The organism is uncultured Methanobrevibacter sp., from assembly GCF_902771435.1.
GTDB lineage: Archaea > Methanobacteriota > Methanobacteria > Methanobacteriales > Methanobacteriaceae > Methanocatella.
In genome coordinates this window covers 58,222-80,270 of the sequence record NZ_CACXXB010000002.1, presented here as the reverse complement: position 1 = coordinate 80,270, position 22,049 = coordinate 58,222, and the positions used below count along the sequence as shown (strand labels likewise).

Annotated in this window: 26 protein-coding genes; 6 read left to right on the top strand and 20 right to left on the bottom strand. The window is 36.9% G+C overall.

The genetic code is table 11. The features are described from left to right. Positions 1–150 precede the first annotated feature (150 nt). On the top strand, positions 151–1,380 hold the full coding sequence (locus QZU83_RS00935; RefSeq protein ID WP_295609080.1) for an Ig-like domain-containing protein: 1,230 nt from the start codon (positions 151–153) through the stop codon (positions 1,378–1,380). A gap of 66 nt (positions 1,381–1,446) precedes the next feature. Here the strand turns inward: QZU83_RS00935 and QZU83_RS00930 are convergent, their stop codons facing one another. The 4 genes from QZU83_RS00930 to QZU83_RS00915 form a co-directional block, all read right to left on the bottom strand. Then, positions 1,447–1,764, bottom strand: coding sequence for a transcription factor S (locus QZU83_RS00930; protein ID WP_295609079.1), 318 nt, complete (start codon positions 1,762–1,764; stop codon positions 1,447–1,449). Positions 1,765–2,140: 376 nt separating this feature from the next. Beyond that, on the bottom strand, positions 2,141–2,464 hold the full coding sequence (locus tag QZU83_RS00925; RefSeq protein ID WP_295609078.1) for a DUF2149 domain-containing protein: 324 nt from the start codon (positions 2,462–2,464) through the stop codon (positions 2,141–2,143). 4 nt (positions 2,465–2,468) lie between these two features. Beyond that, positions 2,469–3,116: a MotA/TolQ/ExbB proton channel family protein gene (locus QZU83_RS00920; protein WP_295609077.1), complete on the bottom strand. Its 648-nt coding sequence runs from the start codon at positions 3,114–3,116 to the stop codon at positions 2,469–2,471. A gap of 17 nt (positions 3,117–3,133) precedes the next feature. Further along, on the bottom strand, positions 3,134–3,844 hold the full coding sequence (locus QZU83_RS00915; RefSeq protein ID WP_295609076.1) for a DUF2162 domain-containing protein: 711 nt from the start codon (positions 3,842–3,844) through the stop codon (positions 3,134–3,136). A gap of 219 nt (positions 3,845–4,063) precedes the next feature. On the opposite strand from QZU83_RS00915, the gene QZU83_RS00910 reads away from it, so the two are divergent. From QZU83_RS00910 to QZU83_RS00900, 3 genes are all read left to right on the top strand, one after another. Further along, on the top strand, positions 4,064–5,365 hold the full coding sequence (locus QZU83_RS00910) for a phenylacetate--CoA ligase family protein (RefSeq protein WP_295609075.1): 1,302 nt from the start codon (positions 4,064–4,066) through the stop codon (positions 5,363–5,365). Next, a complete protein-coding gene (locus tag QZU83_RS00905; protein WP_295609074.1) occupies positions 5,366–5,806 on the top strand; it encodes an acetolactate synthase in 441 nt (146 codons plus the stop codon). It abuts the gene before it with no gap. Positions 5,807–6,123: 317 nt separating this feature from the next. Then, positions 6,124–6,867, top strand: a complete 744-nt coding sequence (locus QZU83_RS00900) for an SDR family NAD(P)-dependent oxidoreductase (protein WP_295609073.1) — start codon at positions 6,124–6,126, stop codon at positions 6,865–6,867. 36 nt (positions 6,868–6,903) lie between these two features. Here the strand turns inward: QZU83_RS00900 and QZU83_RS00895 are convergent, their stop codons facing one another. The 5 genes from QZU83_RS00895 to QZU83_RS00875 form a co-directional block, all read right to left on the bottom strand. Beyond that, on the bottom strand, positions 6,904–8,064 hold the full coding sequence (locus QZU83_RS00895; RefSeq protein ID WP_295609072.1) for an MFS transporter: 1,161 nt from the start codon (positions 8,062–8,064) through the stop codon (positions 6,904–6,906). A gap of 20 nt (positions 8,065–8,084) precedes the next feature. Continuing rightward, entirely contained in the window at positions 8,085–9,068 is a 984-nt protein-coding gene (locus QZU83_RS00890; protein WP_295609071.1) for a beta-ribofuranosylaminobenzene 5'-phosphate synthase, read from the bottom strand. 267 nt (positions 9,069–9,335) lie between these two features. After that, positions 9,336–10,046 carry an ion channel gene (locus QZU83_RS00885; protein WP_295609100.1) on the bottom strand — a complete coding sequence of 237 codons (711 nt, stop codon included), beginning with the start codon at positions 10,044–10,046 and terminating at the stop codon, positions 9,336–9,338. Between the two features lie 25 nt (positions 10,047–10,071). Beyond that, positions 10,072–10,725, bottom strand: a complete 654-nt coding sequence (locus QZU83_RS00880) for an adhesin (protein WP_295609070.1) — start codon at positions 10,723–10,725, stop codon at positions 10,072–10,074. A gap of 40 nt (positions 10,726–10,765) precedes the next feature. Continuing rightward, positions 10,766–11,266, bottom strand: coding sequence for a ferritin (locus tag QZU83_RS00875; protein WP_295609069.1), 501 nt, complete (start codon positions 11,264–11,266; stop codon positions 10,766–10,768). A 74-nt stretch (positions 11,267–11,340) separates the two neighbouring features. On the opposite strand from QZU83_RS00875, the gene nudC reads away from it, so the two are divergent. After that, a complete protein-coding gene (gene nudC / locus QZU83_RS00870) occupies positions 11,341–12,138 on the top strand; it encodes an NAD(+) diphosphatase (protein WP_295609068.1) in 798 nt (265 codons plus the stop codon). Between the two features lie 31 nt (positions 12,139–12,169). Here the strand turns inward: nudC and QZU83_RS00865 are convergent, their stop codons facing one another. Further along, positions 12,170–13,330, bottom strand: coding sequence for a MalY/PatB family protein (locus tag QZU83_RS00865; protein ID WP_295609067.1), 1,161 nt, complete (start codon positions 13,328–13,330; stop codon positions 12,170–12,172). Beyond that, positions 13,317–13,835, bottom strand: a complete 519-nt coding sequence (locus QZU83_RS00860; protein ID WP_295609066.1) for a nitroreductase family protein — start codon at positions 13,833–13,835, stop codon at positions 13,317–13,319. The genes QZU83_RS00865 and QZU83_RS00860 overlap by 14 nt, the downstream gene beginning before the upstream one ends. Positions 13,836–13,892: 57 nt before the next feature. Between QZU83_RS00860 and QZU83_RS00855 the strand changes: the two genes are divergently transcribed. Beyond that, entirely contained in the window at positions 13,893–14,375 is a 483-nt protein-coding gene (locus QZU83_RS00855) for a DUF308 domain-containing protein (protein ID WP_295609065.1), read from the top strand. A 179-nt stretch (positions 14,376–14,554) separates the two neighbouring features. Here QZU83_RS00855 and QZU83_RS00850 read toward each other — a convergent pair whose 3' ends face one another. From QZU83_RS00850 to QZU83_RS00810, 9 genes are all read right to left on the bottom strand, one after another. Then, positions 14,555–15,334, bottom strand: a complete 780-nt coding sequence (locus QZU83_RS00850) for a hypothetical protein (protein ID WP_295609064.1) — start codon at positions 15,332–15,334, stop codon at positions 14,555–14,557. Between the two features lie 131 nt (positions 15,335–15,465). Beyond that, positions 15,466–16,071 (bottom strand): flavodoxin family protein, encoded by a 606-nt coding sequence (locus QZU83_RS00845; RefSeq protein WP_295609063.1) that lies wholly within the window; start codon positions 16,069–16,071, stop codon positions 15,466–15,468. Continuing rightward, the gene (locus QZU83_RS00840) at positions 16,068–16,700 is read right to left on the bottom strand and encodes a flavodoxin family protein (protein ID WP_295609062.1); all 633 of its coding nucleotides are present in this window, start codon (positions 16,698–16,700) and stop codon (positions 16,068–16,070) included. The genes QZU83_RS00845 and QZU83_RS00840 overlap by 4 nt, the downstream gene beginning before the upstream one ends. 106 nt (positions 16,701–16,806) lie before the next feature. Continuing rightward, the gene (serS, locus tag QZU83_RS00835) at positions 16,807–18,084 is read right to left on the bottom strand and encodes a serine--tRNA ligase (RefSeq protein ID WP_295609061.1); all 1,278 of its coding nucleotides are present in this window, start codon (positions 18,082–18,084) and stop codon (positions 16,807–16,809) included. A gap of 143 nt (positions 18,085–18,227) precedes the next feature. Beyond that, positions 18,228–18,599 (bottom strand): helix-turn-helix domain-containing protein, encoded by a 372-nt coding sequence (locus QZU83_RS00830; RefSeq protein WP_295609060.1) that lies wholly within the window; start codon positions 18,597–18,599, stop codon positions 18,228–18,230. Between the two features lie 462 nt (positions 18,600–19,061). Next, positions 19,062–19,412, bottom strand: a complete 351-nt coding sequence (locus QZU83_RS00825; protein WP_295609059.1) for an arsenate reductase family protein — start codon at positions 19,410–19,412, stop codon at positions 19,062–19,064. Between the two features lie 21 nt (positions 19,413–19,433). Further along, a complete protein-coding gene (locus QZU83_RS00820) occupies positions 19,434–20,078 on the bottom strand; it encodes an HAD family hydrolase (protein WP_295609058.1) in 645 nt (214 codons plus the stop codon). Between the two features lie 286 nt (positions 20,079–20,364). Continuing rightward, entirely contained in the window at positions 20,365–21,543 is a 1,179-nt protein-coding gene (locus QZU83_RS00815) for an MFS transporter (protein WP_295609057.1), read from the bottom strand. A gap of 63 nt (positions 21,544–21,606) precedes the next feature. After that, on the bottom strand, positions 21,607–22,020 hold the full coding sequence (locus QZU83_RS00810; protein ID WP_295609056.1) for a pyridoxamine 5'-phosphate oxidase family protein: 414 nt from the start codon (positions 22,018–22,020) through the stop codon (positions 21,607–21,609). Between the last annotated feature and the right edge of the window lie 29 nt (positions 22,021–22,049).

Sequence of the window (22,049 nt, the reverse complement as noted above, 5' to 3'; positions counted from 1 at the left end):
TATTGAGCAAAATGCCTGGTGAAATTACTCCAGTAATACATATAACTTTAAATTCATGTTTTTATCCCGACTAAATCAACATCTCATTTTAACGGCAAAAATCATCGTTTTTATAAAATGTTGCCAACTGCAATAATAATTAATAACAAAATGCACATAAATATATACACATTAGAAATTCAGGAGGAAACAACTTTGAAGCACAAAAAGATAATGATTCTGGCAACGCTGCTTGTAGGTTTACTTGCAATTTCTACAGCCAGTGCATCAGAAAATGTTACTGACAATGCAGTTAGCGTAGATGATTCAGCAGAAGTCGTTGATTTAACAGATGATGATGTTGAACAGGAATATGACTCTGACAACTATCAGCCAAGAATAATCCCTCAAGGATACACCGATGATGAGGATATCCCTCAAGAGATAAACTATACGCTAGATTACGATGATTATGACGGTTATTATATATCAATTATTGATGAAGACGGGTATAATATTCCAGATCTGAATGTCAGACTCATAGACATAGATACAAATAATGAATTGATGACATTTGATTACGAAGAAGATGAAGATTCATACTGGTGTAATATCAATACCCTGGGTGCAGGAAAACATTCCTGCAGGATTATTGTCGACGATTCTTATTACGATATAAAACCAATCGACCTTAATCTTGAAGTTGGTAAAGCATATGCCGAATTAAATTTAAAAGAAATTTATGTTGTTAAGGGAGATTATGCGATTATCAAAGCAGAAGTGACTGATATTGAAGATGATTTTATCTCCGGCGAAGGTAAAGTGAAATTCACAGTCAACGGTAAAACCTACAAAAGGAGCGTTAATGATGAGGGTATTGCCACTTTGAAAGTCAAAATGAACAAACTGGGAACTTTTACCTATTCCGCAAAATATACTGGCAGCGAAAATTATAATCCGTCCTTTACTGAAAAAAGTAAAATCCATGTATTGAGTGCAAGCAAATCTGCAAGGACAATATCAATTAAAGGATACAAAGCTGTTATTTCATTATACAAATACAAGAAGTTGATTAATGCCAAAAACACTGGAAAAACTTATGTTTACAAAGTAGGCACCGGAAAAACAATTAAACAAGTAGTTGATATAATTGACAAAAATACTTATGAAAGAACAACCAAAACAGTAAAATCAAAAGTCTTCTTCTATATAGCCTATGACGGAACCGGCTACTACACTGGCAGTCTTCCAGCAAATCAGTATGTTGCAGAACTTACAACATCAAACCAACACCGTTACGGAAACATCATTTGCCACAAATGGCTGTTCGGCTACAAGCAGGCAAAAGTATTTTCAAAATTGAATTCTTCAAAAGTCAGACAAAGACTTTATGGCCTATAACTGACTTAAAAACCCATCACCAAAATTTTTTTCTTTTTATAAATAGAATTTCCCGAAGTTATACTTCTAGTTGGAGCTTCTCCATGTGTTTCCACATTTGGCGCAGCGTATGAAATTGGTTGGTGCCTCATCTGCAGATCTTGTTTGCACTGTCCACCAGTATCCTTTTGTCCCGCCGCATTTATAGCAGGTTATTGTTGTAGTCGGCAGAGCCACATTGTCCCTGTCGGTTACTATCACTTTCATTTCCGGATTGGTTTCCCCTTCCATATGATACTGTTCTTCAATATCTTCATCAGTCAATGATTTTTTATATCCACATCTACATTCAATCTTGCCATTCTTTGGCATCAGCATCGCACCGCAATCAGGACAGAATTCCATATTATTAAACACCATTTAAAATTAATAAGTATCGGTTTAACTGTAGCTAACTTCAAAATACAAGCAGCTAAATTTGTACAATCAAACCAGAATGTAAAAATCTCCTCCAAACTCATCTTGAAAATTCTGAAATGCACATTTATTCCTCATGATAAACGTGTTTATTTTACCTGTCAATCATGATATTAAATATAAACCTTAAAATTGCAAACAGAAGCAAATATAATTTCTTGGATAAATTTAAAGCAAATTGAATACCCTGTAAAGATTTTTCCTTGCCATAAAATATAGGTAAATACTATGTTTATCTTTTAAAACATATAAGGATTACAGAAAAGTTATAAAAAAATAGTAAAAAAAGTTTGACGTGAAAGGCTTAGCCCTCCACCATAATCAGCTTGCCCGTAGCAGGGTCCTTATAAACCTTACCCATCTCGGTATAACCCTGGCCTGAGCTGTTTGAAGTGTCAGGGGTTTCGTTCAGCTGTTGGCCCTGATCGACTTCGGTAGTTGTCTTCTGCTGCATCTGTTCCTGGATGTTTTGATTTGGGTCAATCATTGCCTGCATGTTCCAGCTTATGATAACAAAAACCAAAAATCCAACAGCAATAACCAGCATTGCATCCACTAGATTGGATGTACCTGCCATCGGATCTTCTTCCACACGTCTGGATCTGCGTCTTCCCTGTTTTCTTACCATATAATCACTGTCTATTCATGTAATCAAGAACTGCATCAATCAAAGCGTCCAAATCAGACAGGTATCTGTCGTACCATCCTGACCTTATCTTTCCGATAACGTAACACAATGCACCGGAACCGATACCTACAATTGTGGTGTTGAACGCAACTGTCAGGGAGCTTGCAAGAGTGTTGATGTCTCCCGCACCCAATGCGGCCAAACCCGGACCCATCGGAATGAGTGTACCCATCAGCCCGAGAGTCGGTCCGATACGTGTAATTATATCTGTCTTCTGTAAATTATTCATGGTTTTTTCTTCTTCAAATTCGAACAATTTACGTGCCAACGCTTCACGTGAATCCTTTCCTAAGGATTCGGAATTTGCAATTTCAGTGAGAGCTTTCTTTTGGGCTTTCGGTATTTTGGCATTTGCAATGACGTTTTTCAACTCATCGACTGAACTTGCATTGTTAATGTCATAAATCAAATCTCTGATTGTTCCGATTGGAACCTTTTTCCTTGAAGTATACTCGGCTATTACTCCTCCCAATGAAATAATGGATATTATAACAATTACAAGTAGGATTACAAGTACAGGAATTGTTAAGCTTTGTGATATGACATCAAGAGAGCCGGTTAAAAATTCTCCACCAGGAATATTTAAAGCCATATTTTTTCACCTAAATTTTATTCTAGAATATTTTTACCTCGTTTAGTTAAAACCATACCCCCAACGATTAGGATTGCAAATGCTAAAATTATCATCAGTATGTCCTGAGGGGAACCCAGTGATATCGGACTCATGGTCTTGCTCATGGCACCTGCAATATTCGGAATCACAATAGCTGAAAGCAGGAAATAAGCTCCAAGCAAAAGCATGAAATTTCCCAGGATAACAGGATACGGTTTTGTAGTAAATCTGATAATAGTATTTGATGCTAAATATGTAACGACCATCACTCCAACCAATGCGGCGGCAGCATACCAACTCAGATTAAGTGAACTGACACCGATTGTTGGTGCAACAATCAAAACACTTGCGATAATTGAACCGAAACAGCATGGACAGGGAGCAATGATTGCCAGGGAGGTCGCAGTAGACGTATTCTTATCGTGTATTTTCCATTCCCTTATGGTAAAGAGTCCGGCAACAATCATGATTAAAGCCATAATGATATAAAAAATGGAATTATAACCGTAAATGGCCTGAATCAGCTGGTCAGCATATAACGATGCAATAGCTGATATTATAACAACTCCACCGCCATATAAAATACAAATTACTGCAAACAGTTTTTTTGACAGATTTGCCAAACCTGATGCAAGTCCTATCTTTATTCCGAATACAAGCACGGATGCAAAAATACCTACCTGCCACAATACACTCATCATATCCATATCAATTTCCCCGTTCAAATTAAACTTATAAATTTACAATTTAATATTACTCTAATAAAGTATATAAATTTTTTAAGATGTCGATAAGAACCTAGACTAACATCAATATTATATTTAATATTCATGGTTAAAAAGATTGACACTTTACGTTTAATCAAAAGAAAATTTTATAGTGAATGGAAATTATATATAAAAACATTAAAATTAATGAGGCAAAAAATGTTTTGGAATGAAGAAATTGAGACAATGCCAAGGGAAGACCTTGAAGAATTACAATTGAAGAAACTTCAGGCCACTGTTAAACGAGCTTTTGATAAAATTCCATACTACAATAAAAGATATACAGAAGCTGAAGTATTTCCTGAAGATATTGAAACTTTAAAAGACATCGAAAAACTTCCATTCATCACAAAAGATGACTTAAGAGAAAGTTATCCTTTTGGACTGTTTGCAGTGGATATCAAAGAGATTAAGGAACTGCACTCATCATCAGGTACCACAGGTAAACCAGTTGTATCAGGATATACCGAAAAAGACCTGGACACCTGGGCAGAGACAATTGCACGTGGTCTTACCAGAATGGGAATTGGTGAAGATGACATCCTTCAAAATACACACGGTTACGGAATGTTTACCGGAGGATTTGGAGTCCACTACGGATGCCATAAAGTCGGAGCGGCAATAATTCCAATATCAACCGGACAGACAAGAAGACAAATTGAAATCATGAAAGACTTCGGAGCTACCGGATTAATCTTTACACCATCCTACGGAATTCATTTAGGGGAAGTTGCCCTTGAAGACGGAATTGATCCAAAAGAATTGGGAATTAAAGCCATTGGATTTGGAGCTGAAGGATGGACCGAAGAGATAAGGCAAAGAGTAGAGGAAATCTTTGGATGCAAAGCATACAACATTTACGGTCTAACAGAGCTTATGGGTCCCGGCGTAGGTATTGAGTGTGAAGCTCAGCAAGGTTTGCATATAGCAGAAGACATCTACTATCCGGAAATTATTGACCCTAATACCGGTAAAACATTAGGTGCAAACAAACCTGGAGAATTAGTGCTGACCAATCTTGAAAGAGAAGGAATGCCAGTCATCAGATTCAGAACAAAAGATTTAACCAAGCTTACCTATGAAAAATGCAGCTGTGGATGCACACATGCAAGAATGAGCAGAATTACCGGCAGATCCGACGATATGATTAAGGTCAAAGGAGTAGCTATTTTCCCATCACAAATCGAAAAGGCATTGCTTAAGGTTGGTGATGTAGAGCCTCATTATTTAATTATAGTTACAAGACCTGAAACTTTAGATGAAATCGAAGTCAAGGTGGAAGCATCAAAAGACATTTTCTTTGATGGCGTTAAAGAAATGATGGCCATTCAGGAAAGAATCGGCAAATCAATCGAAAATGAAACTGGAATCCGCGTAAAAGTAACACTGGTTGAACCTAAAACCCTGCCTAGGTTTGAAGGAAAAGCCAAAAGAGTAATAGATGAGAGGAATTTACATTAGGTGATAAACATGAAAATCAAACAGTTATCCATCTTTTTACAGAACAGAATGGGCAGTTTATCCAAACCTCTTGAAGTGCTGTCAGATGCAGACGTCAATATCAGGGCAATGTGCATGGCGGACACTTCCGAATTTGGAATTTTAAGACTTGTTGTTGACAATCCTGAAAAGGGAAAGGAAGCTTTGGAAGAGCAAAATTTCCTTGTTAAAATTACCGACATTATCGGCGTTGAGATGAATGATGCGCCAGGCGGCCTGACATCTGTTTTAAAAGTTATTAAAGACAATAAAATCGATTTGGAATATCTTTACGCATTTACACATGAAAAGAAAGGAAAAGCTATACTATTGCTTCATGCAGATAAACTCGATGAACTTACAGAGGCATTAAAAGAAAATGATATAGTTATCGTTTCGTCTGATGAAGTCTATAACCTATAACTTCCTTTTTTATTCTTTTTTTAATATTTTTAATTCAGACTAAACACCAAAATTTGCTTACACTCCTTTTTAGTTTTTCTTCAAAAAATATGTATTCAGGTACAATTGTTGGCTTGCACATTTACTTGAAATGACAGCAAATCTCAGAAATATTTGACAAACATCTAATTAATAGATTTAAAAATATTCAGAATATTCAATTTATTTTTTTAAATTTTTCAACAAAAACCAGCATTTTTAGTCAATATTTAAATAGTGTTTAAGATAAAATGAAATCAAGACATCATGAACTACTATGATGTTAAAATGGTGATAAAATGGGAAAACTAGAAGGTAAAGTAGCAATCGTAACCGGAGCAACCTCCGGTATGGGTAGAGATTCTGCAAAACTATTTGCAGCAGAAGGAGCAAAAGTTGTTGTAACTGGAAGAAATGAAGAAAGAGCAAAAGCCGTAGTGGACGACATTAAAGCAGAAGGCGGCGAAGCAATCTACGTAATTGTCGACATGGCAAACCTTGATGAAGTTCCTAAAGTATTTGAAGCAACTATGGAAGAATACGGAACCATTGACGTACTGTTCAACAATGCAGGAGTACTCTCAATGTCCCCGTTAATGGATGTAAGTATCGAAGAATGGACAAAAGTGTTTAACGTTAATGTCACATCAGCATTACTCTTAACACAACTCGTTGCACCTGTAATGAAAGAAAAAGGAAAAGGAACAATTGTCAACACCTGTTCTGTAGCATCCTTTGGAGCGCACCACGGATTTGCAGCATATGTTGACAGTAAACATGCAATGATGGGATTAACCAGATCCATGGCATGGGAATTAGGTCCTGAAATCAGATGTAACGGTATTGCACCTGGACTTATCCACACCGCAATGGTAGACAGCATCGGCGGACCTGCAGCACTTCAGCAAATGATTGACCAATGCCCTGTTAAAAGATGCGGCCAACCTGAAGACATCGCAAATCTTGCTCTTTTTTTAGCAAGCGACGACTCTTCATTCATTGACGGCCAAATCATCAAAGCAGACGGCGGATTTGAAATTTAAACACCTCAATACAGAAGTTGGATTTTTTCCAACTTCTCAACTATATTTCAAGCTAATTTTCAAAACGTATATGCAATAGAAAATCATTACAAATGCCAATATTAAAAATGCAAGGCCACCTACAAATATTGACATCACACCAAAATCATTAACCAAAAACCCACCTATTGCAATGCCTATGGCTATTCCACCATTTAAAATACTTAAAAATACCCCGTTTGCAATTTCAGGATCATCCGGCAATACCGATGTTTCGATATACTGAATCAGATTATATCCCATTCCATCCAGAATACCGAATATCATAAACAGGATTAAAACAGGAATCAGATAATCTGCAAAAATATAGAACAGCGCAAAAACCAAACCGCATACAATCTGAAAAATAATCAGAGTAGCCTTGTCCCTGTAGACTATCAGCTTTCCGCCAAGCCATGTTCCACCAATAGAAACGATCCCATATATGAAAAGGAGAATGCTTAATTTGTAGGTGTAGATATGGCTTACAGTCTGGAGGAAATAAGGCATGTAATTGTAGACAATGCTTGCTCCAATAGGCATCATGACTATGCCCAATGACGCCAAAATGAATTCCCTTGATTTTAGAGAAGATACCGGAAGTTCAAAGGTCTTTGATTTTCCAGGACATCTTGGGAAGAATGCCAGAATCAGAATCAATGCCAAAAAGTTTATTGCAAATATCCAAAACATTGCCGCCTGATATCCGAATATTGTTCCAAGACCGGTAGTTATGGGAAGACCAACAATGCTTCCGACCGATATTCCAAGCAATATTTTAGTAATGTAGTCCTGCTTTTCGCCTTCAGGTGCGATTTCCTCACAGAATGTCAGGGCAATTGAGATGAATCCAGGATAAAACACCGCAGAGAGAATCCTGAATATCAATGACACATATAAATTCGTGGAAAATACGATGACCAGATTTGAAACTGCAAATACCGCCAGTATGGATACGAACGTTGTTTTTCTCTCAAATTTTGAAAATAAGGCGGGAACGAACAGACCGCATATCGCTATTGTGAATGTGAATGAGCTTACATACAATCCTGAAATAGCTATTGAAGTGTTGAAATATGTTGAAATTTGTGATATAATGCCTACGATACTGAGAGGTGTGTTGATTCCCAGCGTAGCCAACATCAGAATGTACAATAATATCTTAGGATTGTTTTTCATAAAAAAAGAAGATAGAAATGTTATTTTTCAATAACAAATCCATGATTTTGTGCTTTGGTTACAAAGACTGTTCCGTTTTCACCAATGATTTCCTTGGTTTTCTCTACAATGAAGTCATTTGATTCGTCAAATACTGTGTAGAGTACAGGACCGAATGATGAAATACCTACACCATATGCGCCTGCATCTTCAATGGCTTTCATTGCAGGCAGGTAGCTTGAATCGAGTGAGTGTTCAAGCTTGTTGAAACCAACTTTTTGAAGTTCGCTTACAGCCCAGCCAAAGTTTTTGATGTCCTTTTCAAGCATGAAAGGAACAAGATTCATTAAAATCAGGTGAGATACCTGTTCAACTTCCTCTTTTGGAATAGGACAGTAGGTCTGGAATACGTCCACTTCGTCATCCCCTTCCACATGCTTTTCGATTTCAGGAATGGCAATGAGAATCTTCCATTCTTCAGGGAAATCATATCTTGCAATAAGTGTTGCAGGTTTTGCCTTGGATGCTCCGGAAGGCAGGAATAATGGTTTTTCCTCTTTGCTGTGTCCTCCATCAAGGATAAATCCTCCTAAATCGTGAGTGTATGTTCCGATTCCGGAGGTTCCTCCCCTTCCAACAATTGTACTCAATTCACGGCTTTCTATTTCTATTCCCATTGTTTCAGTTATCAGATGCGCTGTTGAAACTGCAATCTGGGTTCCGCTACCGAATCCTGAGTGTGGAGGGTAGGTTTCATGAACAATAAATTTAAAACCGGCATCAATGTCAAAATGTTCTATGGTTCTTTTTGCCGCATCAGGAATTTTTTCCTTACATTCTAAAATAGCCTCTTCATCTGTAACGGTGTCTGCAAATTCAAGTTCGATTCCACTTTCTATCTGCTCGACTTCCAATACAAATTGTGGGTCAGCCAATGCTAGACCAATTCCACCATCGACTCTTCTATATGACCCGTTCAAGTCAATAAGGGACATATGTATTCTTGAAGGTGCTTTTATAATCATCTTTTCACATCCGTTATAATATTTACCTTTAATATTTTTGTTTATATAGTATAATAAATCTTTTCATATTATATCAATTAAACTTTAAAAAAAATAAAAAGTATTTTATAGTAGATTGGATAATATAAACTCATGAACTTTAATTCTATTATTGCAGATTTAAAAGAAACAGATGTTGTAACCGCAACAGTATATCTCACTTTGATTATACCGCTGGTTTTAGCATTGATATATTCATTTTAAGGAAAAACATACTTTATTTTTCCTTTATTCTTTTTTTAACTCGTCTATTTTCCTGTTAAGTCTTTCAACTTCACCAGTCAGATCATCAATTTTTGATTCCAGTTCGTCATGATGATACCTGGAGATTTTAGACATGTATATTGTGGAGATTGCGGCAGTTATGGTTGCAAAAATCAGGATTCCGCCAATCATTGCAATAATGCCTATGAGTCTTCCGGAATGTGTAACCGGAACAATATCCCCGTAACCGGTACTTGTCATGGAAACGACAATAAACCATATTGCAGTAGGAATATCATTGATGTTCGGATCTAACAAACGAATTGAAACTGTAACTATGAAAATAAACAGAATAGCTATAAAAATAATCTTATCCAAAAGAGTATGCTTTAAAAACTTGGAAATGTTTCCGGTTGTTTCACGGGCTAATACGTATAATTTAATTAACTGAACAAGCTTTACCAGTCTCAATGCCCTTAAAAATATAAAATCTATAGGAAACATCCCTAAAATACTTAATGAATTATCCTTTAAGTACTTTTTTTTGCTTTTACTATGTCTGTAGCTGTAAATAAATTCAATCCAAAGGATAATACATACAATCAAATCAAAAGCGACAACACTATATCTTAACGTTGAAGAAACGGGAAAGAAAACTACATACCCCAAAAATAGGATATCCAAAAATGTCAGAAATATTATAATTAAATAGAATAGTCGCTTTCTGGTGCTCATCATGAAATTATATTTAATCCAACAACTATTTAAAATTTAAATTGTCTACACAGTTTATAAGTTTTAATGCCAGTGCTAATGTCAAATCCATAGGCTCATATGAATAGCATTCATAGACCAGTGTTGGAATTCCCGCCTTTGCAGTCGGTTCTGTTATAAATGGAGGACTTGATCTGAATTCGGGAGCATAATAAATAACTCCATCTACAGATTCAATGATTTCATTCATATATTTTGAGGATTTCTCATCAAAGCCCGGAGCGAAAACAAAATTGGTTATCTGATAGTCACCGGGTCCGTGTGATCCACGGTTTGAGTGAATATCCAAAAACAGATTATATTCCTTATCGATAATATCATCACGGACAAATTCCTGAGCCAGAAGCTGGCCTTCATTTCTCCCTTCGGATTCGCTTTCCTTATCGTTGACATTGATGTTGTAGATATAATAGCAGTATTTCAAATCCCCTTTGGATGTTAATTTCTCAAAAAGCGCCCTGTGTGATTTGCTTTCAAGCGGATGCATTCCAATCAGATAAGCTATTTTTACATCAGATTCAACATCTCCAAAAGGACCGTGAATATGTACACTACCCAATTCATTCTCGCCTATAAGCTCTGATTCATATTCTGTGGAATCTATCTGGGCTTTGCTGGTTGGACCTTCCGGACAGTTCATTGAAAACACCTAAAAAAAATAAGTTGAGACTAGATAAAATCTAGTCTTCTGAAGGTGAACGTGCACCTAATTCTTTGTTCAATTCGTAAATCAATCTGTTGTCGCCGTCAGCGAGTTTTATTTTTGCAACTAATTCCATTGCATTTTCCTCTTCTTCGACTTGTTCTTCAACAAACCATTGGAGGAAGTTGTTGGTTGCATGGTCTTTTTCTTCAATAGCAAGGTTAACCAAATCGTTAATAAGTCCTGATACCTTTTTTTCATGTTCAAGAACATGTTCGAAAGCTGCAACAGGAGAGTCCCATTCGGTTTGTGGACCTTCAATTTCTGTTAAAGTTACAGAAGCGCCTCTTCTTATGATATAGTCATAGAATTTCATTCCATGTTCCAATTCTTCTTCTGCTTGTACTCTCATCCAGTTAGCAAATCCTGCTAAGTCTTCATCTTCAAAGTAAGCTGCCATGGACAAATATAAATATCCTGAGTAAACTTCAGCATTTAACTGACCATTTAAAGCTTTTTCCATATTTTCAGATACCATTAAATATCACCATTATTATTTTAGTATTTGATTTCATATAAATTTTAAGTTAAAAAAAATACATATAATATAACATGATAGAAAAATCACTCTATGAAAACTACCATATCGATTTTAGTGAAAACATTACCCCCGATAGCGACGATATACTATTTGTTTTTAATGAAAACAGGGAATTATACTTGGATAATGATCAAAAATTAGCAAAATCACTGGATGATTTTAACGTTAACTTCTGCCTCTACATTGGAGATTATAACGGTAAAAAAGCGTTTGTCGTTAATGTTGATGGTGAAAAGTCATTTTATAATCTGATGGATGTTTATGAACTCAGCCATGACATGTACCATATCGCCGGAAAGGCAGTACTTGTAAACGACTGGTATATATCACACAGGTTCTGCGGAAGATGCGCAACACCGACACAAATAGATGAAAAGGACATGATGTTAATATGCCCTAAGTGCGGTCAGATGCACTATCCGCGCATCGCCCCTGCAATTATTGTGGCAATCAGAAATGATGACCAGCTGCTTATGGCAAAACACAGCTACCATGACAATATCAGATATGCCCTGATAGCAGGATTCGTAGAGCCCGGCGAATCAATAGAGGAAGCAGTCCACAGAGAGGTCATGGAAGAGGTAGGCATAAAAATCAGGAATCTGAAATACCAAAGAAGTCAATCCTGGCCGTTTCCAAACTCACTGATGCTTGGATTTACTGCAGAGTATGAATCCGGCAACATAAAAGTGGACGGCGATGAAATATTAAAGGCAAAATGGTTCAAAAAAGATGAAATAATCAGATATGCCTCCGACATCAGCATATCCGACTGGCTGATTCAGCAGTTCATTGATTCAACAGATTAACAATAGCTCACTGACAGTGAACAAAACTAAATTATTTTTTGATTATGGTTAAAGCGGTTATTCCTGCCTTTAACCTGCCCAAACCATCACGCAACAATTTCTCAGGACATGCTATATTCATCCTTAGGAAATTGTCCCCATTTTTTCCAAAGTCAATGCCTGCTGATAAAAACAGTCCCTGATTGGTTCTCAGAAATCCTGAAAGCACTTTTGACGGAACATCAAGGGCTGAACAGTCAAGCCACAGCAGGTATGTTGCATCACATTCAACCAATTTAATTATCGGAAGTTCGCTTTCAAGGTACTCTTTAACAATCTGCTTATTTTCGTATAAAACTTCCCTAAGCTCTTCAAGCCATTCTTCAGACTCGTCATATGCGGCCATTACTGCGGATGTAGCAAATACGTTGCATGAATCCGAGTTGTCAATGTGCATCTGGGCCTTGATTTTTTCAAGCAGCTCCCTATTTGTTGCATGTACAATGGAGCTTTGAAAACCTGCAATATTGAATGATTTTGAAGGGGAAAGACACCTGATGACATTATCCTGTGCCTTGAATGGATTGTATTTAACTCCGGGATCAGTCAGGTCACAGTGAATTTCATCGGAAATCAGAACCACACTATGCTTTTTGCACAGCTCTCCAATGCGGTCCAGATCATCCTCAGACCAGATTTTGCCTACGGGATTGTGAGGATTGCACAGTATCATCATCTTAACCTTTGAGAGCTTCTCATCCAAATCCTCAAAGTCTATCCTATATTCGCCGTTTTCATAAATCAATTCATTTTCCAGGACTTTTCTGTTATTGTCTTCAATGACATAGAAGAATACATGGTATACCGGTGACTGAATTAAAATTTCATCACCGACATCAGTAAGACATCTTATCATTGATGATATTGACGGCATCACTCCCATGGAATATGCCATGTCCTCCCTTTGCATTTTAAGACCATATCTTCTCTCCCACCATCCGATATATGATTCAAACAGACCGTCCGGTACAAGAGTGTAACCGTATATGGGATGGTTTGCCCTTTGTCCAATTGCATTTTCAATGGCCGGAGCCACCCTGAAATCCATGTCGGCAACCCACATCGGCAAATCGTCATCAAACAAATCCCATTTCAGGCAGTTTGTATTTCTTCTTTCAATGACTGTCATGAAGTCGTATTCAGTATTTTTCATAGTGTATCCTTTCTTCGTCAAATTTGTCCATGAATTTGTTTTCCCATCCTTCGGCAGGATATCCTATTGTAACAATTGAGTAAGGCCTGAGATTTGTAATGTCATCGATTCCAACGATTTCACCAATTTTAGTCATCCTTTCCTCATCCGGTGCGACCCCATTCCATAGGGCGCCTAACCCCAGGTTTACAGCTTCCAGCAGCATGTTTTCGCATGCGGCACCCATATCCTGTTGCCATACGGTTTTATAGAATGCCCTTTCAATGTTTGCAACCAGTAAAATAGCTACAGGTGCATTGGTAACTCTAGGTTTTATTTCACCAATTTTTGCAAGAGTTTCCCTGTTTTTGATTACGATAAATTCCCATGGCTCTGCACCCAGTCTTGATCCGGGTGCCTGCATTGCGGCCTTTAGAATCTTTAGAATATCTTCATCGCTTACCGGTTCATCGCTGTATTCACGAATGCTTCTTCTTGTTTTAATAATCTCTTCAAATTCTACCATATTTTTAAATAACATTTTGATTATATAAATAATTAATTAAAATTATGGAGGCGAATCATGGACGTACAAAAAGGTGCAGGAATACTTTCCATCATATTGGGATTGATTTTCATTATTTTCCCAATGTTTTCAGCTAGCCTGGTTTCCCTAATAGTCGGATTAAGCCTGCTGTTCTTTGGTATTTCATCAGCATACATGGGATTCAACATGAGAAATCAGATGAGTACCTATTCAACTGCAAGCATAATCATTGGAATCATAGCCATTATCTTTGGATTCTTGTTTATATTCTATATTGATGCATTATCCTTCCTTGTAGGTTTACAATTCTATATTGTCGGATTCATCATGATAGTGTTCGGAATAACCGGTTTATTATCACTAATGACAAGATTTTCCAAATTCACATCATTGCTTGTGCTGATAATGGGTATTCTTGCTATAGCTCTTGGAGCACTTGCTCTTAACCAGCCAATATATATTGCGATTATCATTGGAATTGTCTTAGTCATTGAAGGAATTGCAATGATTTTAGAATAGGCCTGGTTAATAAGAAAAAATGTTCCAACGAAAAAGATACATTAAAAAGCCATCACCAATTTAAACTAAAAAAATTATTAACCAAGCCAAGGATTCGAACCCGGTTAATAATCTGTTTTGAGAAAAAATAAATATTTTGGAAGTGTGAAAGTGCACATATGCACACTTCCGAAAGTTTTTTAAAGATTACTGTTTTCCAGCAATCTGAATCCGATATTGTTGTCACCACAATATTCATTGACATGATTTATGATGTCTTCAATATCTTTGGTATTATATTCGTTTTTAAAGTAGAACAATACCGGTTGGGCGTTGGTGTATACTGTCAAAAGCAGATAGTCGTTTCCCCAAACGCTGACGTCCTGGGTATTGTATATCTGAATCATGCGGATGATATCGTTTTTAGCCTTTCCGACAGAGGTTTCATTGCCTATGGCTTTGATATTGGTTTTTTCGTATAATGCATGTAATTTTGCCAGTTTGTCCTCATCGGTCATGACATCTATTTCCGGCTCCATTTCACTCAGCTTTTCCTTGAAGAGTTTGGCGTTGTGCAGTTTTTCCTGGACTTCCGCAAGTTCCTTTTCAAGCTGCTTTTCATCTTCAATCAGTGAGTTGATGAATGCCTCTGAGCCGTTGTTGAAATTCTCATACATTTCAAGCACCTCCCTTGGTGAGAGAATTGAATTGTTTTTGAAAAAATCTTTGGTGTGTGGTTTTACACGGATGCTCAATGGCTTCAGGTTTTCCTTTCTTGCCTTTGAAGCACCTTCAAAGAATTCTTCAGCAAAGTCATTGCCTCTTTTGTGCAGGGCATTCATTCTTCTTGAAAACATTCTTTCAAATTCTTCACGGGACATATCATTCGGGAAATTGAATTCAAAATCGCCCGGAGTGTATGACCCCCCAAATCTTTCATTTCCGAATTCAAATTTTCTAGTTCTTTTTTGGTTTGACATGTTATCACTTCAGAATTTGTATTACAAAATTGTTTTTTGTATACACTATTATATTGTGAAGAGGTAGTATATAAATGTATTCATTTTTAAAATTTGTATACGTGAAAAATTCAAAAAAAATAACGGCCGAATCATTGGCTCAATTCGCCGGCAATATCATGAACCTTTTTCAAATCAAGAGATAACTGTTTTTCTTTTGCTTGAATCAAATCTGCATCCTTACTTGCGTAATCGTTTTTGGAAATGTTTGAAAATGTATCAATGACAACATTACCGTTCAGCATTTTAAGCAAATCCTCAGACTGCTTAAGATGAGGCCTGACAGACTTTTCAAAATAATCCCTGGGATAATTGATGGTGTAGAAAAGCCCCACATTGACTTTACCCTTAAATTTATTGCCTGTCCTATATGAAACCATACAGTATATCAGCCTTTCAAGAAATGCCATATAATGACTTGACGGATTTGAGAAAAAAATTGGAGCAGCAATTATAAGAGAATCTGCAGCAAAAATCTCCTCAATAAGCGGTGAAAGCTCATCCCTCCAATAGCATTTGCAGACTTCATCATCATTCTTACATATTAAGCAAATTCTGCAGCCGCTTAAATCCAATTTATACAAATCAACATATTTAACATCACTTCCTGCAGATTCAGCACCTTTTACGGCTGATTTTGCAAGCTGTGCATTTATCCCTTTCCTTTTAGGATCTGCATTAATAACAACGGTCTTCATTTTGACAGCTCCGCTCCGATTTCAAATGCCTTTTCCAGGTCTTTCGGAAACTGCAGTATCCATTGTTTTTCCTTAAGCTCCTGTGAAAATCCCGCCATATTGAATTTTGAATAATCGCTTATTTGAATTGTATCACAAACCGGATATGTTACTATCTCCCCATTGAGAAACGAAAAGAGATATTCGGTAGTGGCCAGGCTGTCCTTCATGGAATTTTCATAAAACTCAAGTGGAGCGTTCATCGTGTAGAAAATTCCGACATTGACCTTGCCTGTAAAATAGCTTGACCCGTCATCATAAGACATTATGCAGAATATCAGGCGTTCTATTAAAGCTCGAAATTCACTTGTAGGCTGGCCGAAATAAATCGGCGAGCCTATCAAAAGGCAATCGGATGCTAGTATCTTGTCTATTACATCAGTCAAGTCATCATTCCAGTAGCATTTTCCTTTGGTTTTTGTTTTGAGTTTGCAGACAAGACAGCTCCTGCAACCCTTAAAAACGAGATCATATAAATTGAAGTATTCAGTTTCAGCCCCGACGGATTCCGCTCCCTTTTGGGCAGCCTGCATTATTTCGGCAGTATTCCATGTTTTTCTCGGACTTGCATTAATGACAATTGTTTTCATAATTATAGATTATAAAAACTTGATTAATAAAATGTTCTAAAAAAAGAAGAAATCATATAAGTAAATAATTGAATTTTTGGAAAAATTAAAAAAAATAGGGTTGAAGCTATTTTTTAGCTTCAATAACAGTTTTTCCATTCATGTAAGGGACTAACACTTCAGGAACTTTAACACTGCCGTCGGCCTGCTGATAGTTTTCAAGAATACAACACATGGTCCTTTCAGTTGCAATAGCTGTACTGTTTAAGGTGTGAAGAGCCTGTGCATCTCCGGAACCTGCCCTTCCAACACGTGTTTTGGTTTTACGTGCCTGGTAGTCCTTACAGTTAGTACAGGATACCAATTCCCTGAATGCACCGGAACCAGGGAACCAGGCTTCAAGGTCGTATTTGATTGCAGCATTGTCATTCAATGCAGAGGATACGATAGCTATTACCTGATACGGAAGACCTAATTTCTGATAGATTCTTTCTGTAACCTCCATCAGGTGGTCATGCTGGTTTCTTGAATCATCAGGAGCGGAATAGATGAACTGTTCGATTTTTTCGAACTGGTGAACCCTGAATATACCGAGTGTGTCCTTTCCGTGGGACCCTGCCTCTTTTCTAAAGCAGGTAGAAAGCGCACAGTATCTCAAAGGCAAGTCTTCAGGAGGTATGATTTCATCCCTGTGAAGAGCCGCAAGGGTCTGTTCAGCGGTTGCAATAAGATACATGTCCTCATTTTCAACCTTGTAAAGGGTTTCATAAAATTCGCCCAATTCTGAAGTTTCAGCTGCAACTTCGCCTTTTACAAAGAATGGGGTTTGCATTGGAATGTAACCTTCATTTTCCAACTCGGAAAGTGCAAACTGAATCAGTGCAAGGTTCAGGTGAAGGATATCTCTTTTAAGGTAGTAGAAACGGGCACCTGCAATCTCGGCCGCTGTTTCAAGGTCTGCTCCATCGATTTTTTTAATGAGATCAACATGATTTAGAAGTTCAAAGTCATGTTTAGGGATTTCGCCGTAGGTTCTGACTACTACATTATCGTCTTCAGTGTCTGAGATTGGAACATCCTCATCAATGATGTTTCCGACCTTGTATCTGTAGTCATCTCTGAGCTGAAGGTATTCTGCATTTTTAGCTGTCAATTCTTTGATTTCAGCCGCTACCTCTTTAGATCTGGCAATCACTTCATCTAAATTTCCTTCCTCTTTGGCCTTTTTGAATGATTTGGATAATTTATTTTTCTCAGATCTTAAGGAATTGAGTTTTCTTTCACCTTCTCTCCATAAGGTGTCATATTCTATTACTTTTTCAACATTTTCTGTGTCTCTAAATCTCTTCTTTTCAGAGTCTATGATGATTTCCGGATTTTCTCTGAATAATTTTATATCTAACAATATTTTGTCCCCTAAAATATTTTATTCAATATTAGTTTAGTTTCTCTTGTTTTTTAAAGTTAATGCTAAAATTAAACAGAATTCTGGAAATTTTTCAAAATCAAAAAAAGTAGTGTTTAGGGTTCACACCGCAACCCCAATAGCTATAACAAGTTTTCCTTAAAACTTGCCTTCAGTTCACCGGCGAGCTTTTCGGAGTAATTTTCACTGTCAACAGTTACCATGGCAATTTCATACAAAACCTTGTTTAATGATTTGCCCTTTTCAGTTAATATGTATTTTACGTTTTTCTTATCGCATTTATCAACAATACGTTGGATTAAACCGTTGCTTTCCATATCCTTAAGGCAGTTGCTTAGGACCTTGTTTGAAAGATCAGGCTTATCCTCATTGAATTCGTGAAAACGGGATTTGCCGTAAAACAAATCTCTCATTATCTGAATTACCCATTTTTTGTTAATTAATTTTACAACCAATTCTATCGGACATGATTTAACATGTTTAGTGATGTTCATGATAATACCTCCTTAAAATCAGTCGGCTATATTGACTTGTTTTTAAAGCATATAAACTTTTCGGTTTTTCATGGTTACCAAACAGTTACAAAAAGCTTTTATATACTATCGGCCCAAGTCTGTATTGAAAGCTACAAACACTGTGCTTTCAAATCCGAGGAGATAGCAAAAAACATCGAAAAAACACACCGGAATGAAGATTGAAACTTTAACGTGAAAAATAACTTATAGCATACATGAATGTAAACTCATAGCCTCCCCTAATGAGTAGCATTGCAGAACAAATTAAAAAATCGATTGTTACATCGAACCCATATTTAATCCCCAAAAAAAGGTTTCATGGATTTCATAAGAGAATTTTTTGAGACAGCATTGGGCTGTCACCATCCTCCTAATCCTTAAATCCCATATTCCCTAAAAAAAAGTAAATGGTTAAAATCAAAAAATTCCTGCTATCTCTTTTTATAATAATTTTTCTTCCCATTCCTTAACCTTAAAGCCGACCAAAACAAAATCATCAGCCACCAGAACAGGCCTTTTGACAAGCATTCCATCAGTGGCAAGCAAATCAAATTGTTCGTCTTCAGACATGTCGGGAAGCTTATCCTTTAATTTCAATTCCCTGTATTTCATGCCGCTTGTGTTGAAAAATCTCTTGAGAGGCAAATCTGATATTTCCCACCATTTGCGCAATTCTTCAGCGGAAGGATTGTCCTCAATTATATGTCTTGACTCATATTCAATATTATGTTCATCTAACCAGTTTTTTGCTTTTCTGCATGTTGAGCATTTCGGGTAATTAACAAATAACATAATTAATTGTTTGACTTTAACTTAAAAATAGTTAAGTATTTCATATGGATCATCAACAGTTTCTATAGGATAGTCGCTTTCAAATGCATCTTTTCTGCCATAACCCCAGCCGACAAGTATGCAATCAATTTCAGCATTCTGAGATGTTCTGATATCGGTTATTGAATCTCCAATATAGACTGTTTCATCTTTTGTAACTTCCAATTGCCCCATTATTATTTCAACACCACAGGGACTTGGTTTTGACGGATATGACGGGTCGTGTCCTTCAATAGCCTTAAAATCAATGTCTTTGAAAAACTTATCCACATACATCATGATGGAATCTGTGGTTCTGTTGGAGTTGATTGCCAGATATATTCCTTTATCCTGCAGAGCCTTCAGTACTTCATGGGTTTTGGCAAATGGTTTGGTATTGTCCTTAGGCAAAGAGGAATACAGTTTGCCGTATGTATCTTTAACAAGTTCGATGTTTTCGGCAGTGCTTTTGTCCTTTAAAATCAGGGAAACGATTTCATCAATGTTTCCGCCCAATCTGTCAAGATATTCCTCATGTGTCAATGTAGGAAAACCATGAATTTCAAGAGTTCTGTTAAAGCAGATTTCAACATCCCACACAGAATCAAACAATGTTCCGTCAAAATCAAAAATTGCAAGCCTTTTCATGATTTTAATTATGTTTTTTGGTAAATATATGACTTCCCAATATAATATATAAAATTTAGGTATGCCTAAATATTTAAATATTATGAAAAATTAATATAACATCAAGTGAAATGACATTCCAAAAATGTTGTTTTAAAATCAATACTGAGATGATAAAATGATTATAGGAATTGAAAACTTAAAAGAAAAACAAAAAGAAAAAGAAGAATCAGAATAATGTATCTAATCTACATTATTCTGCAAACCACGCTATCACCATTCATGAGAAAAAGAATTTTTATTTCAATCATTTTTTAAGAGCGTAAATGCAGATTGGCAGAGCCAACAGTGTAATTGCAGAAGATATCAGGTATACCGGAGCATATCCGTTGACGGCAAACATACCTAGCAGTGCCGGTCCGAATCCCATTGTTCCATCACAGAAAATATAGAATGTTGAGACTGCATAGGACCTTCTGTGTTCGGGGGCGTTTCTTGTAACTATTGTTGTACATGCGGAATTCAGTGTTCCGAAACCCAGTGCGGCGCATACCGCACAAATCATGACAGTTAATGTTGAAGGCCAAAGCGCTATTAAAAGCAGCCCGACTGACTGGGCAACAATTCCGACAACACAAATAATCAAATCACCATTTCTGTCCTGGATTTTGCCTGCAACAGGTCTTGAAAGCACCAGGACAATTGAGTACACTATAAAAAACCATGAAAATGCCGCAGTCAAATCGACTTCAGCGGCATACAGTCTGTAAAACGATAAAATGGAAACATAACCCAGGCTTGTCAGGGCTGTGAAAAAGGATACTGGAATGGCATTAATCTCAAAAACCTTTTCAATACCTGAATAGTTATTTTCACTATCCCTAACCGAATCCGGATTGTTTGCCGGATCATGCTCGCTGACATCAACAAAATAAATGAAAATCAAGGCAAGACCTGAAAAGACACTTGCGGCCAAAAAACAGCCGTAGGGACCTACAGTATCATATAGAAATCCGCTGATGTATGGTCCAAGACCTACAGCTATTGTTGTTCCGAGCATAAAATAGCCGAATGCCTCTCCAAAGCGTTTTTTGGGAAGCACATCCGAAGCTATTGTAACTATTGCATTGGCGGTTGCTCCAAAACCTATACCGTGGATGAAGCGAACACACAAAAGCAGATTAACATCTCTGACAAAAAAATACAGAAGGCATGAGAGAAAATGAATGCTCATGAATATCAGGGCTATCTTTTTCCAGCCTACCTTCTCGAGAGCATTTCCCGAATAGATTCTGGAACATAGGCCTCCGAAGATGTATAATCCTGATACAAGTCCCGCAATGGTTGCCGATGAGCCTAGCGATGTTGCATATTCCGTTACTGTTGACATCAATGCATACATTACCAGCGCTGAAAAAAGCAGAGCTCCGAATACAAGAAAGAAGTCCTTTGTAAAAATTTTTTCATCATTGACATTTGCATTCATTGATGAGAAATATGTAAATTAAAATTTAAATAGTTTCATGAAAAAAAGAAAAAAAGGATATAATTAGAAATTATATGATTCGTTGATTTTTCCGGTTATATCACGGATTTCAGCAGTAGCCTCTTCCAAGTGGAAAATAGCTAATTTGAAACCGGTTTCATCATTATAAATTCCCTGAAGGAATTCATTTCCGGAAACTATTGCATCTGCAAGTTCGTAATCAGGTTCGAAAACAACTTTTCCGTAATATCTTAAAAAGTCAGTTTCGACTAAAGCAACGATTTCGACATAAGGGTTTTCCTGCATTTGTTTGAATACGTCCTTGTGGTTTCCAACACCAAAGTAAAGTTTCCCATCTTTCAGCAAATGAAAACCAAGCGGTCTGTTTTTAGGTTTGTCCCCGTCTACGGTTGCCAAGAAAAATACTTGTGCCTCATTCATGAACTCATCGATTCTTTCTGCTCCTTCCAATGCCATTGTTATCACCTAAATATTTATACTGAACC